Annotated in this window: 13 protein-coding genes and 1 tRNA gene; all 14 read left to right on the forward strand. The window is 62.5% G+C overall.

The window, feature by feature from the left end:
• The coding region (locus H610_RS24845) for an EF-Tu C-terminal domain-related protein (RefSeq protein ID WP_456243272.1) at window positions 1–95 on the forward strand (95 nt) is incomplete at its 5' end.
• A gap of 51 nt (window positions 96–146) precedes the next feature.
• A tRNA-Trp gene (locus tag H610_RS0108105) sits at window positions 147–222 on the forward strand.
• Between the two features lie 42 nt (window positions 223–264).
• Complete coding sequence (gene secE, locus H610_RS0108110; RefSeq protein WP_028239200.1) at window positions 265–633, forward strand: preprotein translocase subunit SecE; 369 nt, start codon at window positions 265–267, stop codon at window positions 631–633.
• A 9-nt stretch (window positions 634–642) separates the two neighbouring features.
• A complete protein-coding gene (gene nusG / locus H610_RS0108115) occupies window positions 643–1,176 on the forward strand; it encodes a transcription termination/antitermination protein NusG (protein ID WP_028239201.1) in 534 nt (177 codons plus the stop codon).
• 108 nt (window positions 1,177–1,284) lie between these two features.
• Entirely contained in the window at window positions 1,285–1,716 is a 432-nt protein-coding gene (gene rplK / locus H610_RS0108120) for a 50S ribosomal protein L11 (protein ID WP_028239202.1), read from the forward strand.
• A complete protein-coding gene (rplA, locus tag H610_RS0108125) occupies window positions 1,716–2,411 on the forward strand; it encodes a 50S ribosomal protein L1 (RefSeq protein WP_028239203.1) in 696 nt (231 codons plus the stop codon). Before rplK ends, rplA begins: the two co-directional genes overlap by 1 nt.
• A gap of 190 nt (window positions 2,412–2,601) precedes the next feature.
• Window positions 2,602–3,102: a 50S ribosomal protein L10 gene (gene rplJ, locus H610_RS0108130; protein WP_028239204.1), complete on the forward strand. Its 501-nt coding sequence runs from the start codon at window positions 2,602–2,604 to the stop codon at window positions 3,100–3,102.
• A gap of 72 nt (window positions 3,103–3,174) precedes the next feature.
• On the forward strand, window positions 3,175–3,543 hold the full coding sequence (rplL, locus tag H610_RS0108135; protein WP_028239205.1) for a 50S ribosomal protein L7/L12: 369 nt from the start codon (window positions 3,175–3,177) through the stop codon (window positions 3,541–3,543).
• A 219-nt stretch (window positions 3,544–3,762) separates the two neighbouring features.
• Entirely contained in the window at window positions 3,763–7,833 is a 4,071-nt protein-coding gene (gene rpoB / locus H610_RS0108140) for a DNA-directed RNA polymerase subunit beta (protein WP_028239206.1), read from the forward strand.
• A gap of 62 nt (window positions 7,834–7,895) precedes the next feature.
• Window positions 7,896–12,095, forward strand: coding sequence for a DNA-directed RNA polymerase subunit beta' (rpoC, locus tag H610_RS0108145; protein ID WP_028239207.1), 4,200 nt, complete (start codon window positions 7,896–7,898; stop codon window positions 12,093–12,095).
• Between the two features lie 137 nt (window positions 12,096–12,232).
• On the forward strand, window positions 12,233–12,604 hold the full coding sequence (gene rpsL, locus H610_RS0108150) for a 30S ribosomal protein S12 (RefSeq protein WP_028239208.1): 372 nt from the start codon (window positions 12,233–12,235) through the stop codon (window positions 12,602–12,604).
• A gap of 98 nt (window positions 12,605–12,702) precedes the next feature.
• A complete protein-coding gene (gene rpsG / locus H610_RS0108155; protein WP_028239209.1) occupies window positions 12,703–13,173 on the forward strand; it encodes a 30S ribosomal protein S7 in 471 nt (156 codons plus the stop codon).
• Window positions 13,174–13,205: 32 nt separating this feature from the next.
• Window positions 13,206–15,308, forward strand: coding sequence for an elongation factor G (gene fusA, locus H610_RS0108160; protein WP_028239210.1), 2,103 nt, complete (start codon window positions 13,206–13,208; stop codon window positions 15,306–15,308).
• A gap of 30 nt (window positions 15,309–15,338) precedes the next feature.
• On the forward strand, window positions 15,339–15,445 hold a 107-nt coding region (locus H610_RS24850; protein ID WP_043238044.1), incomplete at its 3' end, for a GTP-binding protein.

A 15,445-nucleotide genomic window follows, 5' to 3' on the forward strand; every position in this document is an offset into this window, starting at 1 on the left:
TCGCACCGATCGCGATGGAAGACGGTCTGCGCTTCGCCATCCGCGAAGGTGGCCGTACCGTCGGCGCCGGCGTGGTTGCCAAGATCTTCGAATAACGGTTGATCTGTTCTTCTCGGGCCGGCATAATGGTCGGCCTGATTCTTTACAGGCCAGTAGCTCAATTGGCAGAGCGGCGGTCTCCAAAACCGCAGGTTGGGGGTTCGATTCCCTCCTGGCCTGCCATTTTCGGTGGTGAAAATGGCGGTCTCTACAGGGTTCTCGCAGATGAATGTTCAGGCTGGCGCCGCTGGTTCGCGCTTCGATGTGCTCAAGTGGGTCGTAGTAGCGGTTCTGGTGGTGGTTGCCGTCGTGGGCAATCAATACTTCGCCGCAGAGCCTATCCTTTATCGCGTCCTGGGGCTTCTCGCTATCGCTGCGGTCGCTGCCTTCGTGGCGCTGCAGACCGCCAAGGGTCGTGCCTTCTTCGCCTTGCTGAAAGAAGCGCGCGGCGAGATCCGGAAGGTGGTCTGGCCAACCCGTCAGGAAACCACGCAGACGACGCTGATCGTTGTCGCCGTGGTGTTGCTGATGGCGCTACTGCTGTGGGGGCTCGATACCCTGCTCGGTTGGCTGGTTTCTCTGGTCGTCGGTTAAGGAATTCTCGTGGCTAAGCGTTGGTATGTAGTGCATGCATACTCGGGGTACGAGAAGCATGTGATGCGTTCTCTCATCGAGCGGGTGAAGCTTGCTGGGATGGAGGACGAGTTTGGCGAAATTCTTGTCCCTACCGAAGAAGTGGTAGAGATGAAGAATGGCCAGAAGCGCAAGAGCGAGCGCAAGTTTTTCCCGGGCTATGTTCTGGTTCAGATGGAAATGAACGAGGGTACCTGGCACCTGGTCAAGGACACGCCTCGGGTGATGGGTTTCATCGGCGGCACGGCAGACAAGCCTGCGCCGATCACCGATCGCGAGGCCGAGGCGATCCTGCGTCGGGTTGCCGACAGTGGTGACAAGCCGAAGCCGAAGACGCTGTTCGAGCCGGGCGAAGTTGTGCGCGTCACCGACGGGCCTTTCGCCGACTTCAATGGCGTGGTCGAAGAGGTCAATTACGAGAAGAGCCGGATCCAGGTGGCGGTTCTCATCTTCGGGCGCTCCACGCCCGTCGAGCTGGAGTTCAGTCAGGTCGAGAAGGTCTGACGTTGGTTTCATAGGCATCCCCGTGGCAGTGCTGCGGGGATTGTCGTCTTTGGGCCCAGGTGGGTCCGGGGAGCCGAGAGGCGTTAAAACCCAAGCGGAGTAGCTATCATGGCTAAGAAAATCCAAGCGTATATCAAGCTGCAGGTCAAGGCCGGTCAGGCCAACCCGTCGCCGCCCGTGGGCCCGGCCCTCGGCCAGCACGGCGTGAACATCATGGAGTTCTGCAAGGCCTTCAATGCCCGTACCCAGGGCATGGAGCCGGGTCTGCCGACTCCGGTGATCATCACCGTCTACAGCGACCGTAGCTTCACCTTCGAAACCAAGAGCACGCCGGCTTCGGTTCTGCTGAAGAAGGCGGCTGGCATCTCCAGCGGTTCTTCGCGTCCGAACAGCCAGAAGGTGGGCACGGTGACCCGTGCTCAGCTCGAGGAAATCGCCAAGACCAAGAATGCGGATCTGACCGCTGCCGATCTGGAAGCTGCCGTTCGCACCATCGCGGGCTCCGCTCGCAGCATGGGTCTGAACGTGGAGGGTGTGTAATGGCCAAGTTGACCAAGCGCCAGAAGGCGATCGCCGAGCGTGTTGAAGCCGGCAAGCAGTATGCGTTCGAAGAGGCCGCCAGCCTGTTGGCCGAGCTGTCGACCGTCAAGTTCACCGAGTCGTTCGACATCGCGATCAACCTCGGCGTCGATCCGCGTAAATCCGACCAGGTCGTACGTGGCGCCACCGTGCTGCCGAACGGCGCCGGCAAGACCGTCCGCGTAGCGGTGTTCACCCAGGGTCCGGCTGCCGAGGCCGCGCTGGCCGCCGGCGCCGACCGTGTTGGCATGGACGATCTGGCTGCCGAGATGAAGGGTGGCGATCTGAGCTACGACGTGGTGATCGCTTCCCCCGACGCTATGCGCGTCGTTGGTCAGCTGGGCCAGATCCTCGGCCCGCGTGGTCTGATGCCGAACCCGAAGGTCGGCACCGTGACCCCTGACGTCGCGACCGCGGTGAAGAACGCCAAGGCCGGTCAGGTACGCTTCCGTACCGACAAGAACGGCATCATCCACACCAGCGTAGGCAAGGTCGGCTTCGAAGCCGGTCAGCTGAAGCAGAACGTGGAAGCGCTGCTCGCCGATCTCAAGCGTCTGAAGCCCTCGACTTCGAAAGGCATCTACGTCAAGCGCGTGACCCTCAGCACCACCATGGGGCCGGGGCTGGTCATCGACCAGGCTTCTCTGGAAGCGTGATTTTCCGGAGGGCTTGCTTGCAAGCCCTCCACTCATTGGGGTCCCTGCCTGGCGGGGGCTATCCAAGACCGTAGGCGGCTCCGGCCTTAAACCACAAGCCTACGCAGAGGTGCTCCCGATTCGTACCGAATCAGACACCAAACGCGTCCAGCTTCGGCTGGATGAACCGGTAACATCCAGGAGTAATCCCGTGGCAATCAAACTCGAAGACAAGAAGGCCATCGTCGCTGAAGTCAACGAGGCTGCCAAGTCCGCCCTGTCCGCTGTCGTGGCCGATGCCCGCGGCGTGACCGTAGGGGCCATGACCGGACTCCGTAAAGAGGCCCGCGAAGCGGGTGTCTACGTGCGTGTCGTACGTAACACCCTGCTGCGCCGTGCAGTCGAAGGCACTCAGTTCGATGTGCTCAACGACTCGTTCAAGGGCCCGACCCTCATCGCGTTCTCCAATGAGCATCCTGGCGCCGCTGCCCGGATCTTCAAGGAATTCGCCAAGGGTCAGGACAAGTTCGAGATCAAGGCCGCTGCATTCGAGGGGCAGTTCCTCGCAGCCAACCAGATCGACGTACTGGCAACCCTGCCGACCTATGACGAAGCCGTAGCCCAGCTGATGAGCGTTATCCAAGGCGCTACCAGCAAGCTGGCTCGTACTCTGGCGGCGATCCGCGATCAAAAGGAATCGGCAGCGGCCTGACGGCACTGTACGGTTCAATCCCTTACTGATTTTGATGGCTGAAAGCCGTCTTCAAAACATAGGAATAGAGTCATGGCTCTGACCAACGAAGATATCATCAACGCCGTTTCCGAAATGTCCGTCATGCAGATCGTTGAACTGATCAAGGCGATGGAAGAAAAGTTCGGTGTGACCGCCGCCGCTGCCGTTGCAGCCGGCCCGGCTGCCGCTGCCCCGGCTGCTGAAGAGCAGACCGAGTTCACCGTCGTCCTGGCCGAAGCCGGCGAAAAGAAAGTGAACGTCATCAAGGCCGTTCGCGAGCTGACCGGTCTGGGCCTGAAGGAAGCCAAGGCAGTTGTCGACGGCGCTCCGGGCGTGGTGAAGGAAGGCGTTTCGAAGGAAGAGGCCGAAGCGGCCAAGAAGGCTCTGGAAGAGGCTGGCGCCAAGGTCGAGCTCAAGTAAGCGAAGACCTTGCGTCTACAGCCCGAGCGTCTCGCAAAAGGCTGATGGCTGGTGGCAAATGCCACCGGCCTTTTTCCGTTATAGGTGGCCTGCCTCTCACGGTTGCCTTAAACGAAGCAAGACCATCTCAGGATGGTGCGAATCAGGGATTCGCAAGATTTTCTGGGCGCTCCCGTGGGGAGCGACCAAACAAGCAGGTGACCAAGCTGGGGAACGCTGATGGCTTACTCATACACTGAGAAAAAACGTATCCGCAAGGACTTTAGCAAGTTACCGCACGTGATGGATGTGCCTTATCTGCTGGCGATCCAGTTGGATTCCTATCGCGAGTTTTTGCAGGCGGGTGCGACCAAGGAACAGCTCCGCGATGTCGGCCTGCACGCGGCCTTCAAATCCGTTTTCCCGATTATCAGCTACTCCGGCAATGCCGCTCTCGAGTACGTCGGCTATCGCCTGGGCGAGCCCGCGTTCGACGTCAAGGAGTGCGTGCTGCGCGGCGTCACCTTCGCGGTACCCCTGCGGGTCAAGGTGCGCCTGATCATTTTCGACAAGGAGTCGTCGAACAAGGCCATCAAGGACATCAAGGAGCAGGAAGTCTACATGGGGGAAATCCCCCTGATGACCGAGAACGGTACCTTCATCATCAACGGTACCGAGCGGGTCATCGTGTCCCAGCTGCACCGCTCGCCGGGCGTGTTCTTCGATCACGACCGCGGCAAGACCCACAGCTCGGGCAAGCTGCTGTATTCCGCGCGCATCATTCCCTACCGTGGCTCCTGGCTGGACTTCGAGTTCGACCCGAAGGACGCGGTATTCGTGCGTATCGACCGTCGCCGCAAGCTGCCGGCCTCCGTGCTGCTGCGCGCGCTGGGCTATAGCACCGAGGAAATCCTCGACGCCTTCTACGACACCAATGTCTTCCACGTGCGTGGCGAGACCCTGGCGCTCGAGCTGGTTCCGCAGCGCCTGCGTGGTGAGATCGCCACCTTCGACATCAAGGACCAGAGCGGCAAGGTCATCGTCGAGCAGGGTCGCCGGATCACCGCGCGTCACATCAACCAGCTCGACAAGTCCGGCATCAAAGAACTGGAGATGCCGATCGACTACGTGCTGGGTCGCACCACCGCCAAGGCGATCGTGCATCCGTCGACCGGCGAGATCATCGCCGAGTGCAACACCGAGCTGACCACCGAAGTGCTGGCCAAGATCGTCAAGGCCGGCGTGGTCCGCTTCGAGACGCTGTACACCAACGACATCGATTGCGGTCCGTTCATCTCCGACACGCTGAAGATCGACTCGACCTCCAACCAGCTCGATGCGCTGGTGGAGATCTACCGCATGATGCGTCCCGGCGAGCCGCCGACCAAGGACGCCGCCGAAACGCTGTTCAACAACCTGTTCTTCAGCGCCGAGCGCTATGACCTGTCTGCTGTCGGCCGCATGAAGTTCAACCGCCGGATCGGTCGTACCGAGATCGAAGGTTCGGGCGTGCTGAGTCGCGAGGACATCGTCGAGGTGCTCAAGACCCTGGTCGACATTCGCAACGGCAAGGGCGTGGTGGACGACATCGACCACCTCGGCAACCGTCGCGTCCGTTGTGTCGGCGAGATGGCCGAGAACCAGTTCCGCGTAGGTCTGGTGCGTGTCGAGCGTGCGGTCAAGGAACGCCTGTCGATGGCCGAGAGCGAAGGCCTGATGCCGCAGGACCTGATCAACGCCAAGCCGGTGGCCGCGGCGGTCAAGGAGTTCTTCGGTTCCAGCCAGCTGTCGCAGTTCATGGACCAGAACAACCCGCTGTCCGAGATCACTCACAAGCGCCGTGTCTCGGCCCTCGGCCCGGGCGGCCTGACGCGCGAGCGCGCAGGCTTCGAAGTGCGCGACGTGCACCCGACCCACTACGGTCGCGTCTGCCCGATCGAAACCCCCGAAGGTCCGAACATCGGTCTGATTAACTCGCTGGCCGCCTATGCCCGCACCAACCAGTACGGCTTCCTCGAGAGTCCGTACCGTGTGGTCAAGGACGGCGAGGTCACCGACGAGATCGTGTTCCTGTCGGCGATCGAAGAAGCCGACCACGTGATCGCGCAGGCGAGCGCCAAGCTCGAGGGCCGCAAGCTGGTCGACGAGCTGGTCGCGGTGCGTCACCAGAACGAGTTCACCGTCAAGGCGCCGGAAGACGTCACTCTGATGGACGTGTCGCCGAAGCAGGTCGTTTCGGTCGCGGCCTCGCTGATCCCGTTCCTCGAGCACGACGACGCCAACCGCGCGCTCATGGGCTCGAACATGCAGCGTCAGGCGGTGCCGACCCTGCGTTCGGACAAGCCGCTGGTCGGCACCGGGATGGAGCGCAACGTGGCGCGCGACTCCGGCGTCTGCGTGGTCGCCCGTCGTGGCGGGGTGATCGACTCGGTCGACGCCAGCCGCATCGTGGTCCGCGTGAACGACGACGAGGTCGAGCCGGGCGAAGCGGGCGTCGACATCTACAACCTGACCAAGTACACCCGTTCCAACCAGAACACCTGCATCAACCAGCGCCCGCTGGTCAGCAAGGGCGAGCAGGTGGCACGTGGCGACATCATGGCCGACGGCCCCTCGACCGACATGGGCGAGCTGGCGCTGGGGCAGAACATGCGTGTCGCCTTCATGCCCTGGAACGGCTACAACTTCGAAGACTCGATCCTGCTCTCCGAGCGCGTGGTCCAGGAAGACCGCTTCACCACCATCCACATCCAGGAACTGACCTGCGTGTCGCGCGACACCAAGCTCGGCCCGGAAGAGATCACGGCGGATATCCCGAACGTGGGTGAGGCGGCGCTGAACAAGCTGGACGAGGCGGGCATCGTGTATGTCGGCGCCGAAGTGCAGGCCGGCGACATCCTGGTGGGCAAGGTCACGCCGAAGGGCGAGACCCAGCTGACGCCGGAAGAGAAGCTGCTGCGCGCGATCTTCGGCGAGAAGGCTTCCGACGTGAAGGACACCTCCCTGCGCGTGCCGACCGGCACCAAGGGCACGGTCATCGACGTGCAGGTGTTCACCCGCGACGGTGTCGAGCGCGACTCGCGTGCGCTGGCGATCGAGAAGATGCAGCTCGATGAGATCCGCAAGGACCTCAACGAGGAGTTCCGCATCGTCGAGGGCGCGACCTTCGAGCGCCTGCGTTCCGCGCTGGTCGGCGCCACCGCCGAGGGCGGCGCGGGCCTGAAGAAGGGCACGCCGGTCACCGACGAGCTGCTCGACGGCCTCGAGCGCGGTCAGTGGTTCAAGCTGCGCATGGCCGACGACGCGCTGAACGAGCAGCTGGAGCGGGCCCAGGCCTACCTGTCCGACCGCCGCCAACTGCTCGACGACAAGTTCGAGGACAAGAAGCGCAAGCTGCAGCAGGGTGACGACCTGGCGCCGGGCGTGCTGAAGATCGTCAAGGTCTACCTGGCGATCAAGCGCCGCATCCAACCGGGCGACAAGATGGCCGGCCGTCACGGCAACAAGGGTGTGGTCTCGGTGATCATGCCGGTCGAGGACATGCCGCACGATGCCAACGGCATCCCGGTCGACATCGTGCTCAACCCGCTCGGCGTACCGTCGCGGATGAACGTGGGCCAGATCCTGGAAACCCACCTCGGCCTCGCGGCCAAGGGCCTCGGCGAGAAGATCAACCGCATGCTCGAAGAGCAGCGCAAGATCGAAGAGCTGCGTCAGTTCCTCACCGAGATCTACAACGAGGTGGGCGGTCGTCAGGAAAGCCTGGACAGCCTGTCGGATCAGGAGATCATCGCGCTGGCCAACAACCTGCGCGGCGGCGTGCCGATGGCTACCGCGGTGTTCGATGGCGCCAAGGAAACCGAGATCAAGGCCATGCTGAAGCTGGCCGATCTGCCGGAAAGCGGCCAGATGAAGCTGTTCGACGGCCGCACCGGCAATCAGTTCGAGCGTCCGACCACGGTCGGCTACATGTACATGCTCAAGCTGAACCACCTGGTCGACGACAAGATGCACGCGCGTTCCACCGGTTCCTACAGCCTGGTTACCCAGCAGCCGCTGGGCGGCAAGGCGCAGTTCGGTGGCCAGCGTTTCGGGGAGATGGAGGTTTGGGCGCTGGAAGCCTACGGCGCCGCCTACACCCTGCAGGAAATGCTGACGGTGAAGTCGGACGATGTGAACGGACGGACCAAGATGTACAAGAACATCGTGGACGGCGATCACCGGATGGAGGCGGGCATGCCCGAGTCCTTCAACGTGCTGATCAAAGAGATCCGCTCGCTCGGTATCGACATCGAACTGGAAACCGAATAACCACGCACCCCGAGGCGGTCGGCATGGTCAGCCGCCGTCTCGGGTCGTGAGGAGGAAAGGCCTTGAAAGACTTGCTTAATCTGTTGAAAAACCAGGGTCAAATCGAAGAGTTCGATGCCATCCGTATCGGTCTGGCCTCGCCGGAGATGATCCGCTCCTGGTCGTTCGGTGAAGTGAAGAAGCCGGAGACCATCAACTACCGTACCTTCAAGCCCGAGCGTGACGGCCTGTTCTGCGCCAAGATCTTCGGCCCGGTGAAGGACTACGAGTGCCTGTGCGGCAAGTACAAGCGCCTCAAGCACCGCGGCGTGATCTGCGAGAAGTGCGGCGTCGAAGTGGCCCTGGCCAAGGTGCGCCGCGAGCGCATGGCGCACATCGAGCTGGCCTCGCCGGTCGCCCACATCTGGTTCCTGAAGTCCCTGCCGTCGCGTATCGGCCTGCTGCTGGACATGACCCTGCGTGACATCGAGCGCGTGCTCTATTTCGAGAGCTACGTGGTCATCGACCCGGGCATGACGACCCTGGAAAAGGGCCAACTGCTGAACGACGAACAGTACTTCGAGGCGCTCGAGGAGTTCGGTGACGACTTCGACGCCCGCATGGGCGCCGAGGCCGTGCGCGAGCTGCTCAGCCAGATCGACCTGGAGCACGAGATCGGCCGCCTGCGCGAAGAGATTCCGCAGACCAACTCGGAAACCAAGATCAAGAAGCTGTCCAAGCGCCTCAAGCTCATGGAGGCCTTCCACGGTTCGGGCAACCTGCCCGAGTGGATGGTTCTGACCGTGCTGCCGGTGCTGCCGCCGGATCTGCGTCCGCTGGTTCCGCTGGATGGCGGCCGCTTTGCCACCTCGGACCTGAACGACCTGTATCGTCGGGTCATCAACCGCAACAACCGCCTCAAGCGTCTGCTCGACCTGGCTGCGCCGGACATCATCGTGCGCAACGAGAAGCGCATGCTGCAGGAAGCGGTCGACGCCCTGCTGGACAACGGCCGTCGCGGCCGTGCCATCACCGGCTCGAACAAGCGTCCGCTCAAGTCCCTGGCCGACATGATCAAGGGCAAGCAGGGCCGTTTCCGTCAGAACCTGCTCGGCAAGCGCGTGGACTACTCCGGCCGCTCGGTGATCACCGTCGGCCCGACCCTGCGTCTGCACCAGTGCGGCCTGCCGAAGAAGATGGCGCTCGAGCTGTTCAAGCCGTTCATCTTCGGCAAGCTGGAAGCGCGCGGCATGGCGACCACCATCAAGGCGGCCAAGAAGATGGTCGAGCGCGAGCTGCCCGAGGTCTGGGACGTGCTCGCCGAGGTGATCCGCGAGCATCCCGTGCTGCTCAACCGCGCCCCGACCCTGCACCGTCTGGGTATCCAGGCGTTCGAGCCGGTGCTCATCGAAGGCAAGGCGATCCAACTGCATCCGCTGGTCTGCGCCGCGTACAACGCCGACTTCGACGGTGACCAGATGGCCGTGCACGTGCCGCTGACACTGGAAGCCCAGCTGGAAGCGCGCGCGCTGATGATGTCGACCAACAACATCCTCTCGCCGGCCAACGGTGATCCGATCATCGTGCCGTCGCAGGACGTCGTGCTTGGCCTGTACTACATGACCCGCGAGGCGGTGAACGCCAAGGGCGAAGGTCGCGTGTTCGCCGACCTGCAGGAAGTCGACCGGGTGTTCCGTGCCGGCGAGGCCGCATTGCACGCCAAGGTCAAGGTGCGCATCAACGAAGTGGTCAAGGACCGTGACGGTGGCATCACCCGCAACACCCGCATCGTCGATACCACGGTAGGCCGCGCGCTGCTGTTCCAGATCGTGCCGGACGGCCTGCCGTTCGACGTGGTCAACCAGCCGATGAAGAAGAAGGCGATCTCCAAGCTGATCAACCAGTGCTACCGCACGGTGGGTCTGAAGGACACCGTCATCTTTGCCGACCAGCTGATGTACACCGGCTTTGCCTACTCCACCATCTCCGGTGTGTCGATCGGTGTGAACGACTTCGTCATTCCCGACGAGAAGGCCCGCATCATCGATGCCGCCACCGAGGAAGTGAAGGAGATCGAATCCCAGTACGCCTCCGGCCTGGTGACCCAGGGCGAGAAGTACAACAAGGTGATCGACCTCTGGTCGAAGGCCAACGACGAAGTGTCCAAGGCGATGATGGCCAACCTTTCCAAGGAAAGGGTGGTCAACCGCGAGGGCAAGGAAGTCGAGCAGGAATCGTTCAACTCGATGTACATGATGGCGGACTCCGGCGCCCGGGGCTCGGCGGCCCAGATCCGTCAGCTGGCCGGCATGCGCGGCCTGATGGCCAAGCCGGACGGCTCCATCATCGAGACGCCGATCACCGCGAACTTCCGCGAAGGTCTGAACGTACTGCAGTACTTCATCTCCACGCACGGTGCGCGTAAAGGTCTGGCCGATACCGCGCTGAAGACCGCCAACTCCGGTTACCTGACCCGTCGTCTGGTCGACGTGGCGCAGGACCTGGTGGTGACCGAGGTCGACTGCGGCACCGAGCAGGGCCTGCACATGACCCCGCACATCGAAGGTGGCGACGTAGTCGAGCCGCTCGGCGAGCGCGTGCTCGGCCGTGTGATCGCGCGCGACGTGTTCAAGCCGGGGACCGACGAGGTCATCGTTCCGGCGGGCACGCTGGTGGACGAGAAGTGGGTGGACTTCATCGAGCTGAACAGCATCGACGAGGTGGTGGTGCGTTCGCCGATCGCCTGCGAAACCCGCTACGGCATCTGCGCCAAGTGCTACGGCCGTGACCTGGCGCGTGGGCACCTGGTGAACATCGGCGAGGCCGTCGGCGTGATCGCGGCCCAGTCGATCGGCGAGCCGGGCACCCAGCTGACCATGCGTACGTTCCACATCGGTGGTGCGGCGAGCCGGACCTCGGCGGCCGACAACATCCTGGTGAAGAACGGCGGCACCATCCGCCTGCACAACCTCAAGCATGTCGAGCGTGCCGACGGCGCCCTGGTGGCCGTGTCGCGTTCCGGCGAGCTGGCGGTGGCCGACGACTTCGGTCGCGAGCGCGAGCGCTACAAGCTGCCCTATGGTGCAGTGATTTCGGTGAAGGAGGGCGACAAGGTCGACCCGGGCGCGATCGTCGCCAAGTGGGACCCGCACACCCACCCGATCGTCACCGAGATGAAGGGTACCGTGGCCTTCGTCGGCATGGAGGAAGGCATCACCATCAAGCGCCAGACCGACGAGCTGACCGGTCTGACCATCATCGAGGTGATGGATGCGAAGGATCGTCCGGCCGCCGGCAAGGACATCCGTCCGGCGGTGAAGCTGGTCGACGCCGCAGGCAAGGAACTGCTGCTGCCGGGCACCGACGTGCCGGCCCAGTACTTCCTGCCCGCCAACGCGTTGGTCGGTGTGGCCGACGGTGCGCAGGTCGGCGTGGGCGACGTGCTGGCGCGGATTCCGCAGGAAACCTCGAAGACCCGCGACATCACCGGTGGTCTGCCGCGCGTTGCGGACCTGTTCGAGGCGCGTCGTCCGAAGGAGCCGTCGATTCTGGCGGAAATCAGCGGCACCATCTCGTTCGGCAAGGAAACCAAGGGCAAGCGTCGCCTGGTGATCACGCCGACCGACGGCAGCGATCCGTACGAGGAGCTGATTCCGAAGTGGCGCCACCTGAACGTCTTCGAAGGCGAGCAGGTGAACAGGGGTGAAGTGATCTCCGACGGTCCGAGCAACCCGCACGACATCCTGCGTCTGCTGGGCGTCAGTGCGCTGGCCAAGTACATCGTCAACGAGATCCAGGACGTGTACCGGCTGCAGGGCGTGAAGATCAACGACAAGCACATCGAGACGATCCTGCGTCAGATGCTGCGCAAGGTGGAAGTGTCCGAGGCCGGCGACTCGTCCTTCATCAAGGGCGACCAGGTCGAGCTGACCCAGGTGCTGGAAGAGAACGAGACCCTCGTCACCGACGACCGCTTCCCGGCGAAGTTCGAGCGTGTGCTGCTCGGCATCACCAAGGCGTCGCTGTCGACCGAGTCGTTCATCTCCGCGGCGTCCTTCCAGGAGACCACGCGCGTGCTCACCGAGGCCGCGGTCACCGGCAAGCGCGACTTCCTCCGCGGTCTGAAGGAAAACGTGGTGGTCGGCCGCCTGATTCCGGCCGGTACCGGTCTGGCCTATCACAGCGAGCGCAAGCGCAGGCGTGATGCCGACAAGCCGGTTCGGGTCAGTGCGGACGAGGTCGAAGCCGCGCTCACCGAGGCGCTGAACTCCAGCGGCAGCTGAACCGGCGGGCGGACCCTTGGCCGGGTCCGCCTTGACGGTGTACGAGAAGCTCTTTAGACTCTCGTACCCCTAATTTGGCGGGGCTTTGCGCCCTGCCATTTTTCGTTTGTGTCGAAAGACAACAGTGGAGCTAGTAGATGGCAACAATCAACCAGCTGGTGCGTCAGCCGCGCAAGCGCGTCGCCGAGAAGAGCGACGTGCCGGCGCTGCAGAACTGCCCGCAGCGTCGTGGCGTGTGCACCCGCGTGTACACCACCACGCCGAAGAAACCGAACTCCGCACTGCGTAAGGTGTGCCGTGTTCGTCTGACCAACGGCTACGAAGTCGCTTCGTACATCGGTGGTGAAGGTCACAATCTGCAGGAGCACAGTGTGGTGCTGATCCGCGGCGGTCGCGTAAAGGACCTCCCGGGTGTGCGCTACCACACCGTTCGCGGTTCGCTCGACACCTCCGGTGTGAAGGACCGTAAGCAGGGTCGTTCCAAGTACGGCGCCAAGCGTCCGAAGTAATCAACGTTATCTTTTTTCTGAGTCGATAAGAGTAAGGTCGGGCGTAACGCGATCGTTACCGTCCCGAGCTAACCTGAAGACCGTTTGAGGGCTTATCAATGCCAAGACGTCGTGTAGCAGCCAAGCGCGAGATCCTTGACGATCCGAAGTACGGCAGCCAGATTCTCGCCAAGTTCATGAACCATGTCATGGAGAGCGGCAAGAAAGCCGTTGCCGAGCGCATCGTTTACGGTGCCCTGGACAAGGTCAAGGAACGCAAGAACAACGATCCCCTGGAAGTCTTCGAGAAAGCACTCGACGCCATCGCTCCGCTGGTCGAAGTCAAGTCGCGCCGTGTAGGCGGCGCCACCTACCAGGTTCCGGTCGAGGTTCGTCCTTCGCGTCGCAATGCGCTGGCCATGCGCTGGCTGGTGGACGCTGCCCGCAAGCGTGGGGAGAAGTCCATGGCCCTGCGTCTCGCTGGCGAACTGCTGGATGCCTTTGAAGGCAAGGGAGCTGCCGTGAAGAAGCGTGAAGACGTGCACCGCATGGCGGAGGCCAACAAGGCCTTCTCGCACTACCGCTTCTAATACTGGCGCTACTCACCCACGAGGACCTTATTTTGGCCCGTACTACTTCTATCAACCGCTACCGCAACATCGGTATCTGCGCGCATGTCGATGCGGGCAAGACCACCACGACCGAGCGGATCCTGTTCTATACAGGCGTCAACCACAAGATGGGCGAGGTGCACGACGGCGCCGCGACCATGGACTGGATGGTGCAGGAGCAGGAGCGCGGGATCACCATCACCTCCGCCGCCACCACCGCCTTCTGGCAGGGTTCCGAAAAGCAGTACGACAAGTACCGCGTGAACATCATCGACACCCCCGGCCACGTGGACTTCACCATTGAGGTGGAGCGTTCGCTGCGGGTGCTCGACGGCGCGGTCGTGGTCTTCTGCGGCACCTCCGGTGTCGAGCCGCAGTCCGAGACCGTCTGGCGCCAGGCCAACAAGTACGGCGTTCCGCGTATCGTCTACGTGAACAAGATGGACCGTGCCGGTGCCAACTTCCTGCGCGTCGTCGGCCAGATCAAGCAGCGTCTGGGTCATACCCCGGTGCCGATCCAGCTGGCTATCGGGGCCGAGGAGAACTTCCAGGGCCAGATCGACCTCGTCAAGATGAAGGCGATCTACTGGAACGAGGACGATCAGGGCATGTCCTTCCGCGAGGAAGAGATCCCGGCCGAACTCCAGGACCTGGCGGAAGAGTATCGCTCGAACATGGTCGAGGCTGCAGCCGAGGCCAACGAAGAGCTGATGAACAAGTACCTGGAGGGGGGCGAGCTGACGGTCGAAGAGATCAAGGCCGGCCTGCGCCAGCGGACCATCGCCTGTGAAATCGTGCCGGCGGTCTGTGGTTCCTCGTTCAAAAACAAGGGCGTGCCGCTGGTTCTCGACGCCGTCATCGACTACCTGCCGGCGCCGGTCGAGATCCCGGCGATCAAGGGTGTTCACCCGGACAACGAAGAGCTGGTCGACGAACGTCACGCCGACGACAACGAGCCGTTCTCCGCGCTGGCGTTCAAGATCGCGACCGACCCCTTCGTGGGCACCCTGACCTTCGCGCGCGTCTACTCCGGCGTGCTGAACTCCGGTGACTCGGTGCTGAACTCGGTCAAGGGCAAGAAGGAGCGTGTGGGCCGTATGGTTCAGATGCACGCCAACACCCGCGAAGAGATCAAGGAAGTGCGGGCGGGCGACATCGCTGCGCTGATCGGCATGAAGGACGTGACCACCGGGGACACCCTGTGCGCACTGGACAAGCCGATTATTCTCGAGCGGATGGATTTCCCGGAGCCTGTGATTTCGGTGGCTGTCGAGCCGAAGACCAAGGCCGACCAGGAGAAGATGGGCATTGCCCTCGGCAAGCTGGCCCAGGAAGACCCTTCGTTCCGCGTGAAGACGGACGAGGAATCCGGTCAGACCATCATCTCCGGCATGGGTGAGCTGCACCTCGATATCCTCGTCGACCGCATGAAGCGTGAGTTCGGCGTAGAGGCCAACATCGGCAAGCCGCAGGTGGCTTACCGCGAGACCATTCGCAACAAATGCGAGATCGAAGGCAAGTTCGTTCGCCAGTCCGGTGGTCGTGGCCAGTTCGGTCACTGCTGGATCCGCTTCGAGCCGGCCGACGAAGGTCAGGAAGGTCTGGAGTTCAAGAACGAGGTCGTGGGTGGTGTGATTCCGAAGGAATACATCCCGGCGATCCAGAAGGGTATCGAGGAGCAGATGAAGAACGGCGTCGTCGCCGGCTATCCGCTGCTGGGCCTGAAGGCCACCGTGTTCGACGGCTCGTACCACGACGTGGACTCCAACGAGATGGCGTTCAAGATCGCGGCATCGATGGCGACCAAGCAGCTGTCCCAGAAGGGCGGTGCGGTGCTGCTCGAGCCCATCATGAAGGTCGAGGTCGTGACTCCGGAAGACTACATGGGTGACGTCATGGGCGACCTGAACCGTCGTCGTGGCCTGATCCAGGGTATGGAGGACACGGTCTCCGGCAAGGTGATCCGTGCGGAAGTCCCGCTCGGAGAGATGTTCGGGTACGCTACCGACGTTCGTTCCATGTCTCAGGGTCGCGCAAGCTACTCCATGGAGTTTTCGAAGTACTCGGAAGCACCTGCCAACATCGCCGACGCGATCATCAAAAAACAAGGTTGATTCAGCCCCTTACATAAGAGGTTCATAGTCGTGGCTAAGGAAAAATTCGAACGTAACAAACCGCACGTAAACGTCGGCACCATCGGTCACGTCGACCATGGCAAGACCACGCTGACGGCTGCGCTGACCAAAGTCTG

The organism is Stutzerimonas azotifigens DSM 17556 (assembly GCF_000425625.1).
Classification (GTDB): Bacteria; Pseudomonadota; Gammaproteobacteria; order Pseudomonadales; family Pseudomonadaceae; genus Stutzerimonas; species Stutzerimonas azotifigens.

Bases quoted from the DNA above. Each gene is read 5' to 3' on its own strand.
- rpoB (WP_028239206.1), top strand. From the start codon at position 3,763: ATGGCTTACTCATACACTGAGAAAAAACGTATCCGCAAGGACTTTAGC.
- rplL (WP_028239205.1), top strand. From the start codon at position 3,175: ATGGCTCTGACCAACGAAGATATCATCAACGCCGTTTCCGAAATGTCC.
- secE (WP_028239200.1), top strand. From the start codon at position 265: ATGAATGTTCAGGCTGGCGCCGCTGGTTCGCGCTTCGATGTGCTCAAG.
- rpsG (WP_028239209.1), top strand. From the start codon at position 12,703: ATGCCAAGACGTCGTGTAGCAGCCAAGCGCGAGATCCTTGACGATCCG.
- rpsL (WP_028239208.1), top strand. From the start codon at position 12,233: ATGGCAACAATCAACCAGCTGGTGCGTCAGCCGCGCAAGCGCGTCGCC.
- rplK (WP_028239202.1), top strand. From the start codon at position 1,285: ATGGCTAAGAAAATCCAAGCGTATATCAAGCTGCAGGTCAAGGCCGGT.
- rplA (WP_028239203.1), top strand. From the start codon at position 1,716: ATGGCCAAGTTGACCAAGCGCCAGAAGGCGATCGCCGAGCGTGTTGAA.